This window comes from Paraburkholderia sp. A1BS-2L (genome assembly GCF_051125205.1).
Taxonomy (GTDB): Bacteria; Pseudomonadota; Gammaproteobacteria; order Burkholderiales; family Burkholderiaceae; genus Paraburkholderia.
The window spans coordinates 1,637,280-1,660,424 of record NZ_CP120428.1 but is presented as its reverse complement, the minus strand read 5'-3'; the positions used below and the strand labels follow the sequence as shown (position 1 = coordinate 1,660,424).

Annotated in this window: 15 protein-coding genes and 1 pseudogene; all 16 read right to left on the bottom strand. The window is 64.3% G+C overall.

The features are described 5' to 3' along the window. Positions 1–67 precede the first annotated feature (67 nt). The gene (locus P5W98_RS07395) at positions 68–1,171 is read right to left on the bottom strand and encodes an ABC transporter ATP-binding protein (protein ID WP_421079473.1); all 1,104 of its coding nucleotides are present in this window, start codon (positions 1,169–1,171) and stop codon (positions 68–70) included. A 36-nt stretch (positions 1,172–1,207) separates the two neighbouring features. After that, the gene (locus P5W98_RS07390) at positions 1,208–2,080 is read right to left on the bottom strand and encodes a carbohydrate ABC transporter permease (RefSeq protein ID WP_421079589.1); all 873 of its coding nucleotides are present in this window, start codon (positions 2,078–2,080) and stop codon (positions 1,208–1,210) included. Positions 2,081–2,139: 59 nt separating this feature from the next. Continuing rightward, on the bottom strand, positions 2,140–3,096 hold the full coding sequence (locus P5W98_RS07385) for a carbohydrate ABC transporter permease (RefSeq protein WP_421079472.1): 957 nt from the start codon (positions 3,094–3,096) through the stop codon (positions 2,140–2,142). A 13-nt stretch (positions 3,097–3,109) separates the two neighbouring features. After that, complete coding sequence (locus tag P5W98_RS07380) at positions 3,110–4,351, bottom strand: ABC transporter substrate-binding protein (RefSeq protein WP_421025214.1); 1,242 nt, start codon at positions 4,349–4,351, stop codon at positions 3,110–3,112. Positions 4,352–4,412: 61 nt separating this feature from the next. Continuing rightward, positions 4,413–5,834, bottom strand: coding sequence for a GH1 family beta-glucosidase (locus P5W98_RS07375; RefSeq protein ID WP_434718015.1), 1,422 nt, complete (start codon positions 5,832–5,834; stop codon positions 4,413–4,415). A 240-nt stretch (positions 5,835–6,074) separates the two neighbouring features. Further along, a complete protein-coding gene (locus tag P5W98_RS07370) occupies positions 6,075–7,727 on the bottom strand; it encodes a SulP family inorganic anion transporter (protein ID WP_421025213.1) in 1,653 nt (550 codons plus the stop codon). 238 nt (positions 7,728–7,965) lie between these two features. Continuing rightward, complete coding sequence (locus tag P5W98_RS07365) at positions 7,966–9,696, bottom strand: SpoVR family protein (RefSeq protein ID WP_421023960.1); 1,731 nt, start codon at positions 9,694–9,696, stop codon at positions 7,966–7,968. Beyond that, the gene (locus tag P5W98_RS07360; RefSeq protein WP_421079470.1) at positions 9,693–10,961 is read right to left on the bottom strand and encodes a YeaH/YhbH family protein; all 1,269 of its coding nucleotides are present in this window, start codon (positions 10,959–10,961) and stop codon (positions 9,693–9,695) included. The genes P5W98_RS07365 and P5W98_RS07360 overlap by 4 nt, the downstream gene beginning before the upstream one ends. Before the next feature lie 158 nt (positions 10,962–11,119). After that, entirely contained in the window at positions 11,120–13,042 is a 1,923-nt protein-coding gene (locus P5W98_RS07355; RefSeq protein ID WP_421023958.1) for a PrkA family serine protein kinase, read from the bottom strand. Between the two features lie 636 nt (positions 13,043–13,678). Beyond that, positions 13,679–14,440 (bottom strand): 2-keto-4-pentenoate hydratase, encoded by a 762-nt coding sequence (locus P5W98_RS07350; RefSeq protein WP_421023957.1) that lies wholly within the window; start codon positions 14,438–14,440, stop codon positions 13,679–13,681. A gap of 314 nt (positions 14,441–14,754) precedes the next feature. Further along, positions 14,755–16,556 (bottom strand): annotated as a pseudogene (locus tag P5W98_RS07345) (methyl-accepting chemotaxis protein). A 181-nt stretch (positions 16,557–16,737) separates the two neighbouring features. Next, positions 16,738–17,646: a ribokinase gene (gene rbsK / locus P5W98_RS07340; protein ID WP_434715464.1), complete on the bottom strand. Its 909-nt coding sequence runs from the start codon at positions 17,644–17,646 to the stop codon at positions 16,738–16,740. A 153-nt stretch (positions 17,647–17,799) separates the two neighbouring features. Next, complete coding sequence (locus P5W98_RS07335) at positions 17,800–18,837, bottom strand: LacI family DNA-binding transcriptional regulator (RefSeq protein WP_421023956.1); 1,038 nt, start codon at positions 18,835–18,837, stop codon at positions 17,800–17,802. A 104-nt stretch (positions 18,838–18,941) separates the two neighbouring features. Further along, positions 18,942–19,979 (bottom strand): ABC transporter permease, encoded by a 1,038-nt coding sequence (locus tag P5W98_RS07330; RefSeq protein ID WP_421079469.1) that lies wholly within the window; start codon positions 19,977–19,979, stop codon positions 18,942–18,944. Then, on the bottom strand, positions 19,976–21,712 hold the full coding sequence (locus P5W98_RS07325) for a sugar ABC transporter ATP-binding protein (protein ID WP_421079468.1): 1,737 nt from the start codon (positions 21,710–21,712) through the stop codon (positions 19,976–19,978). The genes P5W98_RS07330 and P5W98_RS07325 overlap by 4 nt, the downstream gene beginning before the upstream one ends. 285 nt (positions 21,713–21,997) lie before the next feature. Then, positions 21,998–22,978 (bottom strand): sugar ABC transporter substrate-binding protein, encoded by a 981-nt coding sequence (locus P5W98_RS07320; protein WP_421079467.1) that lies wholly within the window; start codon positions 22,976–22,978, stop codon positions 21,998–22,000. Positions 22,979–23,145 lie beyond the last annotated feature (167 nt).

Below are 23,145 nucleotides of genomic sequence, written 5' to 3'. Positions count from 1 at the left end.
TTGCCTTCTTCTGGCTATGTTTTCCGAGCGCCCGCCCCTTTCATCTAATGGTCTGATGAATGGGCGCTCAAAGTCGCAGGCTGCTCGCCTCGTCGAACAGCGATACCTGCCCGGCATCGATCTCGAACGGCACATTAGCTCCGCTCGCGAGTGGTGTCTTGTCCTGATCGATCGAAGCGATCTGCGTTCCATGATAATCGAGCCAGAGCACCCGGTGGTTGCCCATCGGTTCGATCAGCGTAATTTGGCCTTGCAGCGCCTCGCCCCGCGAGGCAATGCGCACCGGATCGCCCGAGCGGATGTCCTCGGGACGCACGCCCAGCACACATGGCCGGCCAGGATCGGGCGCCCCCTTGAACCCATAGCGCGAGACGTCCACGGCGAGCCGCTGGCCGCGGAACCACAGCTTGCCTTCGCCGGCTTCGAGCACACCGTGCAGAAGATTCATCGGCGGTGCACCAAGGAAGGTCGCCACGAACAGGTTTTCGGGCCGCGCATAGACATCGGCGGGCGCGCCGAACTGCTGGATCACGCCGCCATTCATGACCGCCATGCGCGTGGCGAGCGTCATGGCCTCCACTTGATCGTGCGTCACGTAGATCATTGTCGCGCCCAGTTGCTGATGCAGTTGCTTGAGCTCACGGCGCAGTTCCGTGCGCAGCTTGGCGTCGAGATTCGAGAGCGGTTCGTCGAACAGGAACACATCGGCTTCGCGCACCAGCGCGCGCCCGATCGCCACGCGCTGGCGCTGACCGCCCGAAAGCTGCGACGGCTTGCGCGAGAGCAGCGGGCCGAGTTGGAGCATCTCCGCCGCTCGCTGCACGCGCCGCTCGATTTCCGCGCGTGGCGTGCCATTGATACGCAATGCGAATGAAAGATTTCGCTCGACGTTCATCGTCGGATAGAGCGCGTACGACTGGAACACGAGCGCCACGCCGCGATCCTTGGGATCGGCCCACGTCATGTCTGCGCCCGCGATTTCGATGCTGCCGTGGGTCACGTCGATGAGGCCGGCGATGCTGTGCAGCAAGGTGGACTTGCCGCAGCCCGAAGGGCCGAGCAGCACCACGAACTCTCCCGCGCGCACATCGAGGTCGAGATCTTCGATCACCGTGTTCGCGCCAAGGTCGATGCGCAGGTTGTGCACCGCTACGTTTGCCGGATTCGCCATCGTCTGCCTCCTTGCCCTGACCTCATCGTCGGCTGCTCATCCCTTCATCGCGCCCGATGCGATGCCGCGCACGAACCAGCGGCCCGAAATGAAATAAATCGCGAGCGGTACGAGCGAGGTTAGGATCGTCGCGGCCATGTTCACGTTATAGAGCCGCTCGCCCGTAGTGGTATTGATGATGTTGTTGAGTTGCACGGTCATCGGCAGGTTATGGGTGCCCGCGAAAACCAGCCCGAGAATATAGTCGTTCCAGATGCCCGTGACCTGCATGATCAAGGCAACCACGATAATGGGCGCCGACATGGGCAGCATGAGTTGCACGAAGATGCGCCAGAAGCCGCCGCCGTCGATGCGCGCCGCCTTGAAGAGCTCCTGCGGCAGCGCGGCATAATAGTTGCGAAATAGCAGCGTCATTACGGGCATGCCGAAGATCGTGTGGATCACGACGATGCCCGGCAGCGAAGCGAACAGATGCACGGCGGCCAGCACGCGCACGAGCGGATAGACCATCACCTGCACGGGAATGAACGCGCCCGCGAGCAGCACGGCGAATAGCACGCCCGCGCCGCGCGGCCGCCAGAACGAGAGCGCGTAGCCGTTCACGGCGCCCACCGCAATCGAAATGATCGTGCTCGGCACGACGATGCGCACCGAATTCCAGAAGCCCACGCGAATGCCCGCGCATTCGAGGCCCGTGCATGCCGACGACCAGGCGTCCTGCCACGGCGCGAGCGTGACATGAAGCGGCAGCGCAAGCAGATGGCCCATGCGGATTTCATTCATCGGCTTGAGCGAGGTAACGAGCATCACATAGAGCGGCAACAGGAAAAACAGCGCGGCAATAATAAGGAATCCATATATACCAAAGCGAGCCGGTGTGAAATGACGCCGCCGCCTCGGGGCGGGCATGCGGCGCCCGGGCTTCGCTTCAGTCGCGCGGGCGCTGGACGGTTTGGCAAGCCGAACGTTCATGTTCGCTCTCCCCTGCGCGCTGCCATGGCCGAAACATGGCTGCGCGCGTACAGCACTGGCGCGAGCACCGCGAGAACCGTCGCGAGCAGCACGATCGAGGCGGCGGAAGCCAGCCCGATGTTCGCGCGATTGAACAGGTAATCCATGATGAACTTGCCCGGCACTTCGCTTGCGGTGCCAGGGCCGCCTTGCGTCATGGCCACCACCGCGTCGTAGAGCTTCACCACCATCACGAAGAGCAGCACGAACGCGGTGGACATCGAGGTCTTCAGCATCGGCACGACGATGCTCGCATAAACACGCCAGCGCGGAATGCCGTCGAGGCGCGCGGCCATCCAGATCTCTTCCTCGATGCCGCGCAGCCCCGCGAGCATCAATGCCATCACGAGCCCCGAGGCCTGCCACACGGTCGCGATCACGAGCGTATAGATCGCGAAGCGTTGCGAAACGATCCAGTCGAAGTGCGCATGCGCGAAACCCATATGCCGCAGCACCGCCTGGACGCCGAGTTCGGGATTGAGGATCCACTGCCACACGAGCCCGGTTGCTACAAACGACATCGCATATGGATAGAGAAAGATCGTGCGTAGCGCACCCTCGGCTGCAACGCGCTGGTCGATGAATATCGCGAGCAACAAACCAGTCGCGAGACAGACGACGATAAAGCACACACCGTAGATCGCGAGGTTCTGCAGCGAGACGATCCAGCGGTCGTTTTCGAAGAGCCGCACATACTGCGTCGCGCCCGCGAACGTGTTGGTCGGCAGTGAGCGCGAGTAGCTCATCGAAACACGCGCGGTCCACAGCATCGTGCCGATATAGGCGAACACGACCGTGGCTGCCATCGGCAGCAGCGCGATCCATGCGGCCAGCGACAGGCGCCGCCGCATGGGGCGCCCCGCGCGTTTCAATCGTTCCCGGCGCCTCGCATGATCCAGCTTGAGCGCGTACATGGGCTGCCCCGGCTCAGCGCTTGATCGCCGTGGCGAACGCTTTCTGCGCTTCGTCGACGGGCTGGTTCTTGTTCCAGAAGTTCGTGATGACGTCCTGAAGCGCGCCCTGCACATCAGGCGGAATCAGCATCTCCGGGTTCGGCAACTGGCGAGATTTGTCCTTCATGATTGTCATGCCCCCCTTCGCGCAGATGTCGAAGTTCGAAGTATCCACGTCCTGGCGAATCGGTATCGAGCCCTTCTTCTCGCTGAATGCCGCTTGCGCCTTGGGCGAGGTCATCACCGTCGCGAGCAGTTGCTGCGCTTTCACGGCCTGCGGGTTGTCGGTCTTCGGGAACACGAACGCATCGCCCGCCACCATATACGGGGAATTCGCGAAGCCCGGAAAGCAGCCGAAGTCCTTGCCCGCCACCTGATGCGCGTTAGAGAACTCGCCCTTCGCCCAGTCTCCCATGATCTGCATGCCTGCCTTGCCCGAAATCACGAGCGCCGTCGCATCGTTCCAGTTGCGGCCGGGCGAGCCCGGATCGACATAGCTGTGCAGGCGTTTGAAGGTCGTCAGCACGTTCTTGAAAGCCGGCGAATTGACGGCGTTCGCATCGCGGTCGCGATAGACCCTCATGTAGAGATTGCGATCCATGTCGGCGAAGATCGCGTCGAAAGTGATTTTCTCCTGCCACGCCTGGCCGCCGAGCGCGAGCGGAATCAGGCCTGCCGCCTTGAGCTTGTCGAGGGCGGCGAAAAGGTCGTCGAAGTTCCTGGGTTCGCTCGCGATGCCGGCTTTGGCAAACGCGGGCTTCGAGTAAAAAAACCAGTCCTGCATGTGGATGTCCACGGGTGCGGCATAAAAATGCCCGTTCACCTTGATCTGGTTGAGCACCGATTCTGGCAAAATGGCGTTCCAGTTCTCCCTGGCTGCAACGTCATCGACATTATTCAGGAGTCCCTGGTCGATGAGATCGTGAAACTGTTTGGACGTGTTGAACTGTGCCGCCGTGGGCGGATCGCCGCCAACAATGCGGTTGATTGCCGTGGCGCGCGCCTGGTCCGCGCCGGCAATCGCGTTGTCGATCCACTGGCCGCCCGCCTGATCATAGGCTTGCGCGAATTGCTTGATGGCGGCCGATTCGCCGCCCGAGGTCCACCAGTGAATCACGGTGGCCTTGAGTGGTGCGTCCGCGGCGTGCGCCACCAGCGCGCCGGCCATGGCGAGCGCAGCGACGACAGCGCGCAGCATGGGCGCGCGTGGGTTCATCCGGTCCAATCGCTTCATTGCGTCTCCTCCGGTGTACCGGTTTGTCTATCGTTCTATGAAGTCAAGCCCGCGCGCCCCGCTGGGCCATGAAGCGCGCAATCAGTTGTGCGCTGCGTTTGGGCGTGCGCTTTTGCGTGTCGTAATCCACATGAACCACGCCAAAGCGCCGTTCGTAGCCGAATGCCCATTCGAAGTTGTCGAGCAGCGACCACACAAAGTAGCCGCGCACGTCCACGCCCGCCTTGATCGCGGCGTCGACGGCAGCCAGATGCCGCCTGAGAAACGCAATGCGCTGCGCGTCGTCCACTTGCCCGTCGCGCACGCTGTCGTCGGAAGCCATGCCGTTCTCGGTGATATAGACAGGCGGCAGGTTTTCATACGTGCGATGAAAGCCCACGAGCAGATCGCGCAGGCCGTCCGGATAGACCTCCCAGCCCATCTGCGTGCGTTCGACGCCGGCAAGCGGCACTTCGACAAAGCCGTGTGCGCCGTCGCTTTTCACCTGGGTACGAAAATAGTAGTTGATGCCGAGGAAGTCGAGCGGCGTGGCGATCGTCTGCATGTCGCCGTCGAGCACGAGCGGCTCAGTGCCGGGCCACAGTTCGAACAGCTCGGCTGGATACTCGCTCTTGAGCAACGGGTCGAGAATCCACGCGTTGTGCTGCACTTCGAAGCGGCGCGCGGCGGTGAGGTCGGCGTGCGAATCTGAATCCGCCGTGCCGCGCCCGACGTTCGCGACAATGCCCTTGGCCGAGCGCGGATCGTTCGCGCGCAGCGCCGCCGTCGCCAGCCCGTGGCCCAGCAGCAGATGATGCATGGCCTGGGTCGCATAGCGCGGATTCGCAAGGCCCGGCGCATGATGGCCGTTGCCATAGCCGAGATACGCCGAGCACCACGGCTCGTTGAGCGTCATCCATGCGTCGACGAGGCCCGACAATTCACGGCTCATCAGGTCCGCATAGTCGGCAAAACGCCAGGCAGTATCGCGGTTGAGCCAGCCACCGCGATCCTCCAGATGCTGTGGCAAGTCCCAGTGATAGAGCGTCGCGAAAGCCCGGATGCCCTTCTCTTTCAAACGCTCGAGCAAGCGCCGGTAGAAGCCGATGCCCTTTTCGTTCGGACGGCCCGACGCATCCATCACCCGCGGCCAGGCAATCGAGAAGCGATAGGCCTCGAAGTTCAATGCTTCCAGCAGATCGAGGTCGCTTTCCCAACGGTGGTAATGATCGCAGGCCACAGCGCCGGTATCGCTCGCGAGCACCTTGCCAGTTGTGGCGCTGAAGGTGTCCCAGATCGATGGCAGACGGCCATCCTCGCCCACCGCGCCTTCGATCTGGTACGACGCGGTGGCCGCCCCCAGCAAGAAGTCGCCTCGCCAGAGCACGGAATCGGGCGCCGGCGTGAAGGCGTCGGGTTCGAACGAGGCAGCCGGATCGGGATGCGGCGAAGCGGAATGCGGCGAAGCGGCTAGGTCGTGTGTCACGAAAGCTCCTGCGCAAAAGCCGTCAGCGAGACGTTGCCGCGCCCCGGCGGCGTTGATGTGGAAGCGCTTCCACAGCGCTTGACGCGCAAGATAGCAGCCACGAAATCTCGCGGGCAATTCGGGTTTCTCTGGAGGTCCGAGGGTGTCTCTGCAAACGCTCGCGAGCGCGGCAGCCCCGCTGGAACCATGCTGCACTGCGCGAGGATAGTGCAAGGACGTGCAAGGACGTGCAAGGACCGGTCACGCGTCAGCGTGCTGGCCGAGTTCCGGATGCACGGCCGCGAGCGCCTCGTGTAGCGTCGTATAGATGTTTTCCGCGCCCACCACGGGGGTGATGCCGTGGCGATCCATGTCCGCGCGCAGATAGCGGTTGACCCGGCCGAATATCACCTCGATGCCGCGATTGCGCAGCGACTCGCATAACTCGTTAACCGAACGACCTGCCGAATAATCAATGGCCGTGATGGCCGATGCGTCGATCACGAGACAATGCACGGGCGACGGCGCCCCGTCGATCAAACCGTTCACTTCGTCGACGAAAAGATGATCGTTGGCGTAGAAAAGATCTGAGCCAAAGCGATAGACGATGAGGCCGGGCCCGGTCACGAGTCCGACCTGCGCCGGCACGGGCATCCAGCGCCCCGTCTCGTTGGGCGCAAGCATCATCGTATGCGGGCGATAGCTGTGGCGCACGTGGCGCAGCAGCGAGAGCCCGATCGCAATGAGAATGCCGTTCTCCACGCCGATCACAACCACGGAGAGCGCGGTAACCACGGCGAGCCAGAACTCGCCACGGCTTTCGCTGCGAATATCGATCAACTGGCCGATGTGGACCATGCCGGCAGCGATCGTGAAGACGATGGCCGCAAGCACGCAGCGTGGCAGATATTGCAGCCAGTTGCTCAGAAATAGCAGCACCACCACGACAACCGCAGCAAACGCCAGTTGCGCAAACTGGCTGCGCGCGCCGGCCTGCTCGGCCATGGCGGTCTGCGTGGGGCTGCCGTTCACCACGAACGCGCCGCTCAGCGAAGCCGCCGCGTTTGCTGCGGCGAGGCCCAGCAAATTCTGGTCTTCATCCACGCGCTCGTCGTAGCGCTCGGCGAATGCGCGGCTCGTCGCGGCGCTCTGCGCGATGATGATCACGAAGCACGCTGCCGCCACCTGCATCAAATCGAGCATCTGAAACCAGCCCACGGCCGGAAACGCAATGTGCGGCAGCCCTCCTTGCAGCGGTCCGGTCACGGCAATGCCGCGGCCCGCGAAGTCGAACGTGGCGCTCGCGGCAATGCCGCCCACCACCGCGACGAGCGGCACGGGCCAGGCCGGCCGCAAACGCTTAAAGACGAGAATCGTCAAGACTACGAGCGCCGCGATCGCAGGCGTCTGCCAGTGAATGGAGGAAAACTGCAAGATGATCTGCCTGACCTGCAGGGCCGTGCGCCGCGAGGCGAACGGAATGCCGAGCATGTCGCCGAGCATCGCCACGCCCACCTGTACGCCAACACCGGTAAGAAAGCCCACCAACACCGTGCGCGAGAGAAAGTCGGCGAGAAAGCCTAACCGGAAAATGCGCGCGAGCAGCAGGAAGAACGCCGTGAGCAACGCGGTCATGCCAGCCAGCGCGACGTATTCGGCGCTCGCAGGCGCCGCCATGGCTGTGAGCTTGCTCGCGAAGATCGTGGCCGTAGCCGAATCCGCAGCGACCACGAGGTGGCGCGAGGCGCCGAAGAACGCGAACGCGATGAACGGCAGGAAGCCGGTATAGATCCCGGTAACGGCCGGCATGCCCGCAATGCGCGCATAGCCGAGCAGTTGCGGAATATTCATCGACGCGAGCAGCACGCCCGCTTTCGCGTCACGCAACGCCCCTGCGCGGTTGAGGTGACGCATGCCACTGAAAAATTCAAACGCCACGACGGCTTCCTTTCGATGCCTGCATCCGCATGGGCTTCGGAGTGACTGGCGAGTAAGGGTAATAGCGCCGTATCTTAGCGCGGCACAGCCGGTTCGTTCACGGCGGCTTGCCATGCTGCGATCCTGGCGAAAGGAAAGCTGCGCGACACCAAGAAAAAGGCCAGCGCGCGGGCTGGCCTTCGGTTGCACTGCGGGCGTCGAAGCCGGTGTATGCCTATACCCTCACCGCCGGCGGCACGTAACGGCATTCGTAGCGCTTCCTGACCGTGCCGTTCTCGTCGACGCTTTCCAGATACACATCGAATTGCCAGAGCCGCGCCATGTGCCGCAGGACTTCGTCAGTGTCGCCCGACAGATGACGGTTATCGCTCATGAAGTGGCGCAGCGTGAGGCTGCGGTCGCCGCGTGTGTTGACCGACCAGACCTGAATGTTCGGCTCGCGATGATGCATGTCGTACTGCCGCGAGAGCGCCTGGCGCACGTACTGATAGCCGCTGTCGTCGTGGATGGCCGAGACTTCCAGCGCGTCGCGCATGTCGTCGTCGAGCACCGAGAAGAGCCGCATCTCGCGGATCAGATGCGGCGAGAGATACTGCGCGACGAAGCTCTCGTCCTTGAAGTTGCGCATCGCGTAGTGCAGCGCACTGAGCCATGGGCTGCCGGCGAGTTCCGGGAACCACTTGCGGTCTTCCTCGGTGGGGCTTTCGCAGATGCGGCGTATGTCGCTCATCATCGAAAAGCCCAGCGCATACGGATTGATTCCGCTGTAGTAGTGCTTGGTGACTGGCGGCTGATAGACCACATTGCTGTGCGAGTGCAGGAACTCCATCATGAAGCCGTCTTCCAGCTTGCCTTGCGCATACAGCGTATTGAGCAGCGTGTAATGCCAGAACGTGGCCCAGCCCTCGTTCATCACCTGAGTCTGGCGTTGCGGATAGAAGTACTGACCCACCTTGCGCACGATGCGGATGACTTCGCGCTCCCACGGTTCGAGCAGCGGCGCGTTCTTTTCGGCGAAATACAGCAGGTTCTCCTGCGGCTCGGGCGGGAAGCGCTCGTCGATTTCCTCGGCGATGGGCTGCTGCGTCTTCGGCAGCGTGCGCCATAGTTCATTGACTTGCGATTGCAGATACGCCTCGCGCTCGCGGCGCAGCGCAGCCTCGCGTTCGAGCGAAAGCTTTTGGGGCCGCTTGTAGCGGTCCACGCCGTAATTCATGAGCGCGTGGCACGAGTCGAGCAACTCCTCCACACGGTCGAGACCGAAGCGCTCCTCGCATTCGGCAATGTAATTCTTCGCGTAGACGAGGTAGTCGACGATCGCATGCGCGTCGGTCCAGAGGCGGAACAGGTAGTTGCCCTTGAAGAACGAGTTGTGTCCGTAGGCCGCGTGCGCGATGACGAGCGCCTGCATCGTCATCGTGTTTTCTTCCATCAGATACGCAATGCACGGATTCGAATTGATGACGATCTCGTACGCAAGCCCCATCTGTCCCCGGCGATAGCTCTTCTCCGTGGAGAGAAAATGCTTGCCGAACGACCAGTGGCGATAGTTGACCGGCATGCCGACTGACGCATAGGCATCCATCATCTGCTCGGCGCTGATCAATTCGAGCTGGATCGGATAGACGTCCAGTTCGTATTGCTCCGCAACATGCGAGATATGCGTGTCGTATTCTTCGATCAGCTCGAAGGTCCAGTCGGATGGGCACGGCAACGGCCGTCTGTCGGCTACGTTCATATGCAATTCCCTGGTTTCCGGAAGCCGGGGTTCAGGGAGGTCATGTTCGGGGAGCCCGTGCGCGTCTTTGCGCGCCGGCTCGGCCGGGTGTCCCCCCCGTTTTGCGGCAGCCTCGTGATCGCCGTGCTGTCCCTTCCCGTGGCCGCCGGTCTTGCGGCGCTCCGGCTGATAGCCGCGCGCCTCGTTGTGCAGGTGGCGTGTCGTCATGAATGCTCCACCTGCTTTTCAAACAGCTCCCGGAAGACCGGATAGATATCCGCCGGGTTGTCGACCTTCTTCATCGCCAGATTCGGGTCGGTGAGCGCCAGTTGCGCATATTCGAGCCAGAGGTTTTGCTCCTCGGGCGTCACCTGAATATAAGCAAAATAGCGCACCTTGGGCAGGATGTCATCCGCGAGCAGCTTGCGGCACTTCGGCGAATCGTCGGTCCAGTTGTCGCCGTCCGAAGCCTGCGCCCCGTAGATGTTCCAGTCGCTCGGCGAATAACGCTCTTCGATCACCTTTTTCATCAATTCCAGCGCGCTCGACACCACCGTGCCGCCGCTTTCCGTCGAATGGAAGAAGGTGTCCTCATCCACTTCCTCGGCGCGCGTGTGGTGGCGAATGAAGACCACTTCGATCTTTTCGTAATTGCGCTTGAGGAACAGGTACAGCAGGATGAAGAAGCGCTTCGAAAGGTCCTTGCGCTGCTCGTCCATCGAGCCGGACACATCCATCAGGCAGAACATCACCGCCTGGCTCGACGGCTGCGGCTGCTTTACGCGGTTCACGTAACGCAGGTCGAACGGGTCGATGAACGGGATGCGCCAGATGCGTCCGCGCAGATGATGAATCTGCTCTTCGAGCTGCTTGATGTCGTCGCGCCGGTCCGACGGATCGGCCATTAGCGCCTCCAGCTGCTCTTCGAGATCGCGCAATTCGTTCACGAGCGGCGCGCCCAAAGCGATGCGCCGCCCGAGCGCGCTCCTCAGAGAGCGCACGACGTCGATGTTATTCGGCGTGCCCTCGGCGGCCCACCCGGCGCGGATGCTCTTCCACGTGGGCACGGCCATCAGATGGGTCTTGACGAGGCGCGGCAATTCGAGGTCGTCGAAGAAGTACTGCATGAACTCCTCGCGCGAGAGTTCGAACACGAAGTCGTCCTGACCTTCGCCCTCGTTGCTCGCCTGGCTGCCGCCACCGCCCCCGCCGCCTTGCGGACGCGGAATGCGGTCGCCGCGCACGTAGTCCTCGTTGCCCGGATGCACCATTTCGCGCCGGCCGCCGGGGCCGTGCCGGAACGACGGCTCGGCAATGTCCTTGCGCGGAATGGTGATGCTCTGGTTGCTTTGAATGTCCTTGATGCTGCGGTCACGCACCGCTTCCGAGACGGCGTGACGAATATAGTTCTTCACGCGGCGCAAAAAGCGCTCGCGGTTTGCAATGCTCTTGTTCTTGCCGGCCAGCCTGCGGTCGATGATTTGATGAAGCACATCCAGTCTCCCGCTCACGTTTCGAATGGGCGGGGTGCGCAGTCTGGAATGCCACGTTCAGTTGCTCATGGCTACGTGGCCTGCGCCCCGCCGGATTTCCTTTTTGCGCCGCCGCATGAAATGTGCGGCGGCGCAACAGGAAGGTATTGCCTCTGCGCTCATGACGACTTGCGCACACGCAGATACCAGTCGCAGAGCAACCGGACCTGCTTGGGCGTATAGCCCTTCGCCACCATGCGATTGACGAAGTCTTCATGCTTGCGCTGTTCTTCCGCCGATCCCTTTGCATTGAACGAGACGACCGGCAAAAGTTCTTCCGTATTCGAGAACATTTTCTTCTCGATCACCACGCGCAGTTTCTCGTAGCTGATCCACGCCGGGTTCTTGCCGGCGTTGCCCGCGCGCGCGCGCAGCACGAAGTTCACGATCTCGTTGCGGAAGTCCTTCGGGTTGCTGATGCCCGCGGGCTTTTCGATCTTCTCCAGTTCCGCGTTCAGCGCCGCGCGGTCGAAACTTTCGCCCGTGTCATGGTCGCGAAACTCCTGATCCTGAATCCAGAAGTCGGCGTACGTGACATAGCGATCGAAGATGTTCTGCCCGTATTCAGAATACGATTCGAGGTAAGCGGTCTGGATCTCCTTGCCGATGAACTCGGCGTAACGCGAGGCCAACACGTCCTTCACGAACGACAGATACTTTTGCTCGGTCTCCGGCGGAAATTGCTCGCGTTCGATCTGCTGCTCGAGCACGTACATGAGGTGCACCGGATTCGCGGCTACTTCGGTCGAATCGAAGTTGAACACGCGCGAGAGGATCTTGAACGCGAAGCGCGTGGAGACCCCGGCCATGCCCTCGTCGACCCCGGCGAAGTCACGGTATTCCTGATACGACTTGGCCTTCGGGTCGGTGTCCTTGAGGTTCTCGCCGTCGTACACCTGCATCTTCGAGAAGAGGCTCGAATTCTCGGGCTCCTGCAAGCGCGTGAGCACGGAGAATTGCGACATCATTTTGAGCGTGCCCGGCGCGCACACCGAATCCGCAAGCGACGAGTTGCGCAGCAGCTTCTCGTAGATCTTCATCTCTTCCGAATAGCGTAGGCAGTAAGGCACCTTCACCACAAAAATACGGTCGAGCAGTGCTTCATTATTGCGGTTATTGCGGAATGCCTTCCACTCCGACTCGTTCGAGTGCGCAAGGATGATGCCGTTGAACGGAATCGCGCCGAATCCTTCGGTACCCTTGAAGTTGCCTTCCTGGGTGGCCGTGAGCAGCGGGTGCAGCACCTTGATCGGCGCCTTGAACATTTCGACGAATTCGAGCAAGCCCTGATTCGCGAGGCACAGGCCGCCGGAATAGCTGTAGGCGTCCGCGTCGTCCTGCGCGTATTGCTCGAGCTTGCGGATGTCGACCTTGCCGACGAGCGAGGAAATATCCTGATTGTTCTCGTCACCCGGCTCGGTTTTCGCAATGCCGATCTGCCGCAGGATCGACGGATAGCGGCGCACCACGCGGAACTTGCGGATGTCGCCGTTATATTCGTGCAGGCGCTTGACGGCCCACGGGCTGAGGATGCTCTTCAGATAGCGGCGTGGAATGCCGTATTGCTCTTCGAGGATAGGGCCATCCTCGTCGTAGTCGAAGAGACCGAGCGGCGACTCGTTCACGGGCGAGCCCTTGATCGAGTAAAACGGCACGCGCTCCATGAGCTGCTTGAGCCGCTCTGCAATGGAAGACTTGCCGCCGCCCACCGGGCCCAGCAAGTAGAGGATCTGCTTCTTCTCTTCGAGCCCCTGCGCCGCGTGACGGAAGTACGCTACCACCTGCTCGATCACCTCTTCCATGCCATAAAACTCGCGGAACGCGGGATAAACCTTGATGACCTTATTGGCAAAGATGCGCGACAGGCGCGGATCGTTGCGAGTGTCGATCTGTTCTGGTTCCCCGATTGCCGTCAGCATGCGTTCGCCAGCCGTGGCATACGCACTGGGATCTTCTTTGCAGAGCGCGAGATACTCCTCAAGCGAGAGCTCTTCCTCTCGCGTTTTTTCGAAGCGGGTCGCGAAGCTGCTGTAGATATCCATGCTACCTCCTCGCCGAGATCTGGACCGATGTCGTGCGCGGCGCGCTATTCGGAAACGACATCGCTCGAATTCATCCTAAACCTTTTCGAATTTTTTTTCACACAAAAATCGAGCCTGATTGAAAGTTCAGACTCGAGTGCTTGGAGCCTGGCCTGCGACGCCGTACAATTTTCAGCCTACCCGCAAATTTCACGCCGCTAGCGCGCGCCATCGCACTGCGAATCGACGCTCGAGCATCAACCCCGCCGCTACGCCGCCCTCTGCCGCGCGCGTGTATCGCTTCTTTATAGAACGCACGGCCGCACAAGCCGTGTACAGATCACCACACTAACTTGTAACGCCATTTTTGTAACAGCGCGCGCTGTCGTTGTGCATCTTGGCCATTATGCGTGAGCGATTTTTTTATTTGTTATACGCGGCACATGGGCCGGTGTCAGTGAGTTGGCGCGCATTCATTCATGGGACGATAAACGCGCGCTGCCCCTGCTGGCAGTAGTGGCTTTCGGGTGACTCGAATGCGCATTGCGCCGGGGCCGCAAAAAGCATGACCGCCTCTCTTTGCATCGTGCTCGCCTCGTGCTCGCGTCGTGCTGATATGCACGGTGTTCGCGAGCAAGATCCTGCGGGCGCTTCGCGTCAGACGAACTCGATCTCGACCTCGCCGAGACCGTCTATATGACCGTGCAGCAGGCCTGCGCCCTCGATGCGGTGCGCCCCTACGTATGAACCCGTGGTGATGGTCCACTCGGGTTCGATGGTGATGCCCATCGCGGCGCAATGATTGACGAACCAGACCAGCAACTCGCGCGGATCGCCTGCGGGATTACCCGCCATTTCCGGCACGAGCGACACGCCGTCGAAGGTGAGTTCGAGCTCGGGCGCGACGAAGTCGAGCGCTCGCGCGAGCGCCCCGTAAGGCTGCGCATGCCCGGTCACGAGCGCGCCGTTGTTCTGTGCATCGGCAAGCTGCGCGAGCGGCGCGACGTTCGGCCATTCGGCAAAGCGGCTGTCGACGATTTCGATGGCGGGCAGGATTTGCCCCACGAGCGCGAGCACCTCGTCGCGCGCATAAGCGTCGGCGCGCGGCAAGACCCGTTCGGCAAAGCGGAAGGCGATCTCCAGCTCGACCAGCACGCGGAAGAACGCCTGGCGTTCGACGCGCGCCGGCGAGGCGTGCACGTGAGTCGCGGGCAACGGTGCGCCTGACCCCGCGCCGCCGGGCGCGCGCGCACCGATCTTCCAGCCGCCCGTGGCGGTGCCCAGCCCCGCGAGCACGGCCTGCTGGATCGCGTACGCAGTGGCGGCGTCGGGCGGCAGCCATTCGGGCGCCAGCGTCTCGATCATCTGATGGCGGCTGCGCGCCGCCACGAGGCGCTGCGCGAGATCGTCACGTGTCATGTCTGGATCCTTTCTTGTGCGTGCGTGTGCGTGCGCCGGCAGCGCGAGTCCTGCGTCGAGCCGGCATGATGGCGCGATGTCGCGCGTGTTGCAGTGCGCTTGCGGCGCCTGGCCCTTGCCGCGAAAGCGGCTGCGCAGTGTACCGTGCGTCCCCGTCCGCGCGCGTGACAAGATCCACAATGTACCGTAACCGGCTCGGTGCGGCACATGCACATGCATGCGCATCGCAGGCATAAAAAACGCCGCTGCGATGCAGCGACGTGCCTTCGTCAAACAGCGGGTTTGCGGCACAGCTCAGTCGCGAGAGCCGGGCGTCAGAAAGTCTCCCAGTCGTCGGTCGATCCCGCCGCCGCGACCGCCACCGGCTTGACGGCCGCATTGGCGACCGGCTTGGCGGCCGGACTGGCAACCTGGGCCGCGCGCCTGGGGGCGCGCGCAGTGCCCACCCCGGCGCGCACAGCGGGCTTCGTCGCCGGACGCGTCGCGGGCTTCGCGTCCGCGGGCGGCGAGGCAGACGGCACACCGGCCCGCAAATCGTGCTCGATGAAGCCGGGCGCGTGCGATTCGTCGAGTTTGAACACGGCGACAGCGGCACGCAGCTGGCTCGCCGGGTCTTCGAGCGACTGCGCCGCGGCGGCGGCCTCCTCCACGAGCGCGGCGTTCTGCTGTGTCACGTCGTCCATCTACGTGACGGCACGCGCCACCTGGTCGATGCCGCCGGACTGCTCCTGCGAAGCCGCCGAAATCTCCCCCATGATGTCGGTCACGCGCTGCACCGCGCCGATGATTTCCGTCATCGTGCGCCCCGCCTCGTCGACGAGTGCGGAACCTGCATGCACGCGCCCGACCGAGGTATCGATCAGCCCCTTGATCTCCTTGGCCGCCGCCGAGGAGCGCTGTGCGAGGCTGCGCACCTCGCCCGCCACGACCGCGAAGCCGCGCCCCTCCTCACCCGCGCGGGCGGCTTCCACAGCCGCATTGAGCGCCAGGATATTGGTCTGGAAAGCGATCCCCTCGATGATCGCGATGATGTCGGCAATCTTCGCCGAGCTTTGGTTGATCTCGCCCATCGTGCCCACTACCTCGCTCACGACGCGGCTGCCCTTGTTGGCGATATCCGATGCGCTGGCGGCCAGCGCGCTCGCCTGGCGGGCGTTTTCGGCGTTCTGCTTCACCGTGCCGGTGAGCTCCTCCATGCTCGCGGCGGTTTCCTGCAAGGCCGAAGCCTGCTCTTCCGTGCGCGAAGAAAGGTCGATGTTGCCGGCTGCGATCTGGTATGTGGCCGTGGCGATCGCTTCGGTGCCGCCGCGCACCGAGCGCACGGTATCGCTGAGGCTGCGCTGCATGCGCGCCACGCCGCCCAGCAGCTCGCCCATCTCGTCGCGCGAGCGCACCACGATGGGACGGCTCAGATCGCCCGCCGAGAGGGCGGAGAACGCGCCGATCGCCTCGCCCAGCGCGCCTCGCCCAGCGGCCCGGCGATCGCGCGGCGCAGCGTGAAGAACGAGTACGCGGCCGCGCCAATGCCGATCAGCAGCACGGCGATCACGGCGATGCGCAACTGGCCGAACGCCGCTTCTGCCTCTTCAAAGCCCGCTTTCGCGAGCGCGCCATGCAGCTTGTCGAGTTCGAGATCGGCCTGCGAAAGCTGGCTGTACGCCGCTTGCAGCGCATTGGCGCCGCTGACGACCTTGCTCTGATCGCTTGCGGCGATGGTGGCGGCAAATCTGTCCGCGGCCTGCTGAAACGCTGCGCGGCGCACGGCGACATCCTGCGCGAGACGGTCTTCCTGGGCGTTGTGCGGCAAGCTCTGATACTGCTTCCAGTAATCGTCGGAGACGCCGCGCAGCATGCTGGCGCGCGCGAGTGTGGCGGTGCTGTCGGGCGTGCCGATCTCGAATGCTGCGCGGTCGAGCGCGAGCCGCTCGTGCGCTGCATAAATTTCGGCGAGGTTGACCGAGTGTCGGCTCGGCATCTGGTTGGTGCAGGTGGTGCGGTAGGCCTCGTTCGAGCGTGTCAGGCCAAGCAGCCCCACCGCGCCGACAATGACGATGAGCGCCGCCAGAAACCCCATCGTGAGGCCAATGCGCGCCTTGATGCTGATGCCCTTGTTCATGACTCTCCCGCGCTTGCCATAGGGGCGGTTTTCCGGCCCCGAATGTGCGGGCCGTTGCCCTGCATGTTTGTTTGCGGCAAGCGTCCGGGAGGCTTGAAATAGTGATCAGATATGACGAAATGAGAAGAATTGGCTGACGAATAAATTACAGCAGGGGCTGCGGGACGCGTTTCCCCTGATTTCAGCGCGCCATGTCTTCAAGCGAAGGAATGGACGGTTGCGCCCCTGCGCGCGTTACGGAGATCGACGCCGCGCGCAGCGCGAACTGGATCGCCTGCACGGGCGCCTCGCCAGCGGCGAGGCGCGCCGCCAGAGCGCCGATGAAGGTGTCGCCGGCCGCCGTCGTATCGACTGCGGCCACCTTGGGCGCGGGCCAATGCACGGGCGCCAGCCCGCCCGCCGGGTCAGCGGCACTCGATGCTTCATCGCCGAGCAAGGCGCAGACGCCCTGCTCGCCGAGCGTCACCAGCACGTTGCGCGCCCCCGCGCGGTGCAGGGTCTGCGCGGCACGCGCGGCGTCCTCGGGCGTGGCGAGTGGCAGGCCCGTGAGCGTCGCGGCTTCGAGTTCGTTGGGAACGAGATAGTCGATGAGCGGCAGCCAGTCCGCGGGTAGCGGACCGGTGGCCGGTGCGGGGTTGAGGATGGTGATCTTGCCGAGCCGGCGCGCGGCGCAAAGCGCCGCGTGCACCGCGTCGAGCGGCGATTCGAGCTGGCAGACGACGACGTCGGCAGCCGCGAGCGCCGCCTCGTGGCGCGCCAGACTTGCCGGCGTCACTTTGGCGTTGCTGCCCGCGACGATCACGATGGCGTTCTGGCTCGCCTCGTCGACGACGATGAGCGCCACGCCGGTCGGCGCTTCCGGCGCGGTGTCGAGCGCGCCGCAATCGATGCCTTCGGCAAGGAGCCCGGCGCGCAGCAGCTCGCCATTGGCGTCCGCGCCCACGCAGCCGACCATCGCCACCTGCGCGCCGAGCCGCGCCGCCGCGACCGCCTGGTTGCCGCCCTTGCCGCCCGCGACCTGCGCGAAGGCGCTGCCCGCGAGCGTCTCGCCAGGGCGCGGCAGACGCGGCGCGCGCGCGACCAGGTCCATGTTCAGGCTGCCGACCACCGCCACGCGGCCACGCTGCCGGCCTGCGTCTTGCGTACCCGATTGCGCATGCGTGCGCGCAGCTTCGTCAATCGCCACTTCGTGTGCCTCCGGTGCTCTGTCCAGTCGGCAGATTATGCACGCGTCGCACGCACATCAGGCCGCGAGCGACGCCCGGGCGCCGCACCACGGCGCGGTCGATTCGCGCTCCATGAGCTGAGGCGCCATCACGCGCCGGAGCACTGTCGCGCCACTGCGTGTCTCGCCTGCAGTGCCGATGCGCTCGATCAGCGTGAGCGCCGCCATCTCGCCCAGCTCGCGTACCGGCTGGCCGACCGTGGACAGCGCGGGCCAGGTGAACTGGCCCAGCTCGATGTCGTCGAAGCCGATGATCGAGCACTCGGCCGGCACACGCAGGCCGCGCTCGGCTGCCGCGCGCAGCGCGCCGATGCCCATCATGTCGTTACACGCGAAGATCGCGCTGGGCCGCACGGTGTCGAACAGCTGCCCCGCGGCGCGATAGCCGCCCGCACCCGCGAAGTCGGCCTCGACGATCGCGCCCGGCGCGATCTCGATGCCGCACTCGGCCATCGCGCGCAGAAAGCCGTGCATGCGCATCGCGCTCACCGCCGCGCTGACCGGCCCCGTGATGCAGCCGATCCGCGAATGCCCGAGCTCGATCAGATGGCGCGTCGCGAGCCATGCGCCGCGCTCGTGGTCGATCTGCACGAGATCGGTGTCGAGGCCTTCGATGTTGCGGTCCACCACGACGATCGGCTCGCGCGTCTCGCCCAGCGTCGCCGCGAGCACGGCATCGTCGCCCGCCGACGCCACAATCAGCCCGTCGATGCGCTTTTCCTGCAGCACGCGCAGGTAGTTGCGCTGCTTGACCGGGTCGTCATCGGAATTGCAGAAGAACACGCAGTAGCCCTTTTGCGCGCAGCCGTCCTCGACGCCGCGCGCAAGCTCCGCGAAGTACGGATTCGTGCCGTTGGGCACCACGAGCCCGATCGTCGCCGTCGAGCGCGCCTTGAGCGAGCGCGCGACCGCCGACGGCACATAGTTGAGGTCGCGAATCGCCTGCTCGACCTTGGCCCGCACGTTCGCCGAAACCGGCCGCGAATTGTTCACCACATGCGACACCGTCGTGAAAGACACCCCCGCCACGGCGGCCACATCCTTGATCGTCGCCATTTTTGCTGTTGCTCCTGCTTCGTCCTGCCCGTTTTCTACTGCTGCCGCCGCGCGGCTGCGCTTTCGTCACGTTCTTGTTGTTGCTTCGCCCTTCATTTGCCGCATCACTTGCTCTTGCGGCGGCTTCGATACGTGTCGAGCACCACCGCGATCACGATCACCGCGCCGGTGATGATGCGCTTGGTGGGCTCGTTCGCGCCGATCTGCGCAAGTCCCGCCGCAAGCACCGAAATGATCAGCACGCCAAAAAAAGTGCTGATGACCGAACCGCGCCCGCCCATCAGGCTCGTGCCGCCGATCACCACGGCGGCGATCACCTGTAGTTCGAGGCCGACGCCCGCGTTGGGATCGGCGGCTTCGAGGCGCGAAATCTGGAACAGCGCCGCAAGCCCCGCAAGCGCGCCCATCAGCGCGAACACGATGACCTTGTACGGGCGCGGATCGACGCCCGCGAGGCGCACCGCCTCCTCGTTGGTGCCGATGCCGATCAAATAGCGGCCGAACACGGTGCGCGTGAGCACCAGCTGCGCGATCACCATCACCGCGACGGCGATCAGGAACGCCGGGGAAATGCCGAACGCGATCGGATTCGAGAGGAAATCGAACGCATCGCCGATATAGGCGGTGCGCGAATGCGTTATCTGGTACGCAAGGCCGCGCGCGGCCTCCAGCACGCCGAGCGAAACGATGAAAGACGGAATGCGCCACCCCACCGTGACCGCGCCCGTGAGCGTGCCGGTGGCCGCCGCGGCCAGCACGCCGAGCAGTGCGGCGGGCAGCGCGGAGAGGCCCCACTTGAGCGACGCCACGCTCACCACCGACGCCCCGAGCGCCAGCACCGATCCCACCGAGAGGTCGATGCCCGCGATGATCAGCACGAACGTCATGCCCACTGACATCACGACGAGATCGGGAATCTGGTTCGCGATCGTGCTGAACGTGTCGTAGGTGAGGAAGTGCGAGCTTAGCAGCGAGAACAGCACGATCATCGCGACCAGCGCGAGCGCGAGGCCCAGATAGTTCGAAAAGCCAAAGCGCGTGCCGACGGGCCGCGCGCTCGCGGCAACGGTCCCGTGCGGCGATGATTGCGCCGGCGGCCCCGGTGGTTCTCCTGGTTGTTCGCGCAACGGTTGGTTCGTCATGAAGCGCTTCCTCCTCGCTCATCGGGCGGCGGCGATTGATTGCGGCGCTCGGGCTGCTTCGCGGCCACGGGCGTTGGCGGCTCGGGGAGGTCGGCGGCATCGGCGAGCAGCGCATCTTCGGCGCGATAGCCCGCGAAGGCGGCGCCGAGCAGCGCGTCCTGCGTCCATTCCCCGCGCGCGAAGATCGCCGTCATCTTCCCCGCCGACATCACGCCGATGCGGTCGCAGATCAGCATCAGCTCGCGCAGGTCGCTCGACACGACGACGAGTGCGCAGCCTTCGCGCGCGAGCGCGCCCATCAGCGCGTAGATGTCGAACTTGGCGCCCACGTCGATGCCACGCGTGGGCTCGTCGAACAGCATCACGCGCACGCCTTGCGCACCCTGCTCGTCCGTGATGCGCCGCGCGAGCCAGCGGCCGATCACCACCTTCTGCTGGTTGCCGCCCGACAGCTCGCCCACGCGCTGTCCAGGACCGCTCGTGCGGATGCGCAGGGCATCGATTTGCGTTTCGGCAAGCGTGTTCTCGCGCCCGGCATCCACCACGCCATAGCGCGCGACCGCACTCACGTTGCCGAGCGACACGTTCGCGGCCACCGGTTGCGTCAGCAACAACCCCTCGCCCTTGCGGTCCTCGGTGATCAGCGCGATGCCGTGGCGCACGGCGTCCGCCGGCGAGTCGATGCGCACCGGCATGGGCGGCTCGCCCGCTGCGCCCGCGAGCGCCACCGAGCCGCGATCCTTCGCGTCGGCGCCGTAGATGAGCCGCATGAGCTCGGTGCGCCCCGCGCCGATCAGCCCCGAGACGCCGAAAATTTCTCCCGCGCGAACCTCGAACGAAACGTCACGCACGACGCCGGCGCGGCCGATCCCGTCCACCCTGAGCAGCGGTGCGCCGATGCGCCGCTCGCCCAGCTCGATGCGCTCGCCGAGTTCGCGCCCCACCATCAGCGCGACGATGCGCTCGGGCGTGAAGTTGGCCATCTCGTCGACGCGCACGAGCCGGCCGTCGCGCAGCACCGCCACGCGCTGCGCGATGCGCTCCAGCTCCTCGAGCCGGTGCGAAATGTAGACGAGCGCCACACCGCGCGCCTTGAGTCGCGCGATCTGCTCGAACAGCAGCTCGACCTCGCGGCCCGTGAGCATCGCGGTGGGTTCGTCCAGGATCAGCACGCGCAGCGGCACGGCGCCTGGCGCCTCGTCGCCGATCAGATTGCGCGCGATCTCCACCAGCTGCTGGTGGCCGATGCCGAGCGCACCCACTGGCGTATCGGGATCGATCGCCTCGAGCCCGACTTGCGCCATCGCCGCGCGGGCGTCCTCGCGCAACCGCGCGCGGTCGATCCAGCCCGCCCAGCCGAGCGGCCCGAAGCTGCGCGGCAAGCGGTCCAGGTACAGGTTTTCGGCAACCGAAAGCGTGGGCAGCAGGTTGAGCTCCTGCATCACCATGCGCACGCCGAGCGCTTCGGCCTGTGCGCGGCTCGCCGGCGCATAAGGCTGGCCCATCAGCGTCATGGTGCCCGTGGTGGGCGCGGTGAGCCCGCCCACGATCTTCGAGAGCGTACTCTTGCCAGCGCCGTTCTCGCCCGTGAGCGCAAGCACTTCCCCCGCGTGCAGCGCGAGGCTGACGTCGGCGAGCACCGGCTGCTCGTAGGTCTTGCCGGCGCCCGTCACCGTGAGCACCGCGCCTCGCGCGGATGCCGGTGTTTGAGCGTCGGGGGCAATTGCTTCCATCACGATCCTGTTATCGCGAGCCGCACTGCGCGGCAAGGGCAGCGCGGGATTGCGGAGCGGGCGGCCGCCGTTCAGGCGGCGCGTTCGAGCGATGCCGCCACGGCGGCCCGCTTTTGCTTGCTGCTTGCGCGGCGATCACGATACGAATAACGGCTGCGCGGCGGCTTTCTTGAGCGTTTATTACACGCGCGGATGCATGAGCGGACGAGCCACGCGAACGAGGCGCGCGCCGCATGCCATCAGCGCGCCCCGCCCGCTTACATTTACATTTCACTGGTTCTGCGGCTATTTTGCGGAGTCCTTGGTGACGAGCACGACGGGGGTTTCGACTACGCCCGAGAGTTCGGACTGCTTCTTGTGCTCCTTGAGCGCCTTGAGCGCGGTGTCGATGCCGAACACGGCCTGCTTCGCGGCGTACTGGTCGGCGGTGGCCAGCACGCGGCCGTCCTTGAGCATCGGCTTGATGGCGTCGATGTTGTCGTAGCCCACAACGTAGACCTTGCCCTGCTTGCCGGCCGCGCGCACGGCGGACACGGCGCCGATCGCCATGTTGTCGTTGCCGCAAAGCAGCGCCTTCATGCCGGGATATTCGTTGAGCATGGCCGAGGCAACCGCGTTTCCCTTGTCGATTTCCCATTCGCCCGACTGCACCGAGACGATCTTCGCGCCCACGGCCTGCATCGCGTCCTTGAAGCCCGCGGTGCGCTGTTGCGCGTTGGTGGTGGTCGAGACGCCTTCCACGATGCCCACCTGATCGCCCGCCTTGAGCTTCTTCGCGAGGTAGTCGCCGACCTGGCGCGCGCCCTTGCGGTTGTCCGGGCCTACGAACGGCACGTTCAGGTCCTTGGACTTGAGCACGTCCGGATCGAGCCGGTTGTCGATGTTCACGACGATGATGCCCGCGTCCACGGCTTTCTTCACCACCGGCACGAGCGCCTTGGAGTCGGCGGGCGCAAGCACGATGGCGTCCACCTTGGAGACGATCATCTGCTCGACGATCTGGATCTGCGCGGCCGTGTCGGTTTCGTTCTTGATGCCGTTGGTCACGAGGTCGAAGGTGGACGCGTTGTGCTTCTGGTAGTCCTTCGCGCCGGTTTCCATGGTCAGGAAGAACTCGTTGGCGAGCGACTTCATGACCAGCGCGATTTTCGGCTTCTGCCCGGCCGCCGTCTGGGCGTGGGCGGCAAGCGGCATGGCGGCCGCGAACGTGACGGTGGCAAGTGCGGCTGCGGCGCCAAGAACGCGCCGGCGAATGCGGGAGTTCATCGTTTGTGTCTCCGGTTGTCTGGCCCGGCCGGGCCGTATTTCTGGTTATGCGCAATCGTTTTTCAGGCGGCCCATTCCCGGCGCGCGCGATCGGCGATTCAATCACGCGCACCATGCAGCACGACGCTGCGGCGCAGCAACCGGCAGGGCATCGGCGTCAAAATCGA

What these genes read in the sequence shown, in the direction of transcription:
- P5W98_RS07335 (WP_421023956.1), bottom strand. Translation starts at nt 18,837, where the DNA reads ATGGCGACGATCAAGGATGTGGCCGCCGTGGCGGGGGTGTCTTTCACG.
- P5W98_RS07390 (WP_421079589.1), bottom strand. Translation starts at nt 2,080, where the DNA reads ATGCCCGCCCCGAGGCGGCGGCGTCATTTCACACCGGCTCGCTTTGGT.
- P5W98_RS07370 (WP_421025213.1), bottom strand. Translation starts at nt 7,727, where the DNA reads ATGCGTCACCTCAACCGCGCAGGGGCGTTGCGTGACGCGAAAGCGGGC.
- P5W98_RS07350 (WP_421023957.1), bottom strand. Translation starts at nt 14,440, where the DNA reads ATGACACGTGACGATCTCGCGCAGCGCCTCGTGGCGGCGCGCAGCCGC.
- P5W98_RS07385 (WP_421079472.1), bottom strand. Translation starts at nt 3,096, where the DNA reads ATGTACGCGCTCAAGCTGGATCATGCGAGGCGCCGGGAACGATTGAAA.
- P5W98_RS07330 (WP_421079469.1), bottom strand. Translation starts at nt 19,979, where the DNA reads ATGACGAACCAACCGTTGCGCGAACAACCAGGAGAACCACCGGGGCCG.
- rbsK (WP_434715464.1), bottom strand. Translation starts at nt 17,646, where the DNA reads ATGGACCTGGTCGCGCGCGCGCCGCGTCTGCCGCGCCCTGGCGAGACG.
- P5W98_RS07320 (WP_421079467.1), bottom strand. Translation starts at nt 22,978, where the DNA reads ATGAACTCCCGCATTCGCCGGCGCGTTCTTGGCGCCGCAGCCGCACTT.
- P5W98_RS07380 (WP_421025214.1), bottom strand. Translation starts at nt 4,351, where the DNA reads ATGAACCCACGCGCGCCCATGCTGCGCGCTGTCGTCGCTGCGCTCGCC.
- P5W98_RS07325 (WP_421079468.1), bottom strand. Translation starts at nt 21,712, where the DNA reads ATGGAAGCAATTGCCCCCGACGCTCAAACACCGGCATCCGCGCGAGGC.
- P5W98_RS07365 (WP_421023960.1), bottom strand. Translation starts at nt 9,696, where the DNA reads ATGACGACACGCCACCTGCACAACGAGGCGCGCGGCTATCAGCCGGAG.
- P5W98_RS07355 (WP_421023958.1), bottom strand. Translation starts at nt 13,042, where the DNA reads ATGGATATCTACAGCAGCTTCGCGACCCGCTTCGAAAAAACGCGAGAG.
- P5W98_RS07395 (WP_421079473.1), bottom strand. Translation starts at nt 1,171, where the DNA reads ATGGCGAATCCGGCAAACGTAGCGGTGCACAACCTGCGCATCGACCTT.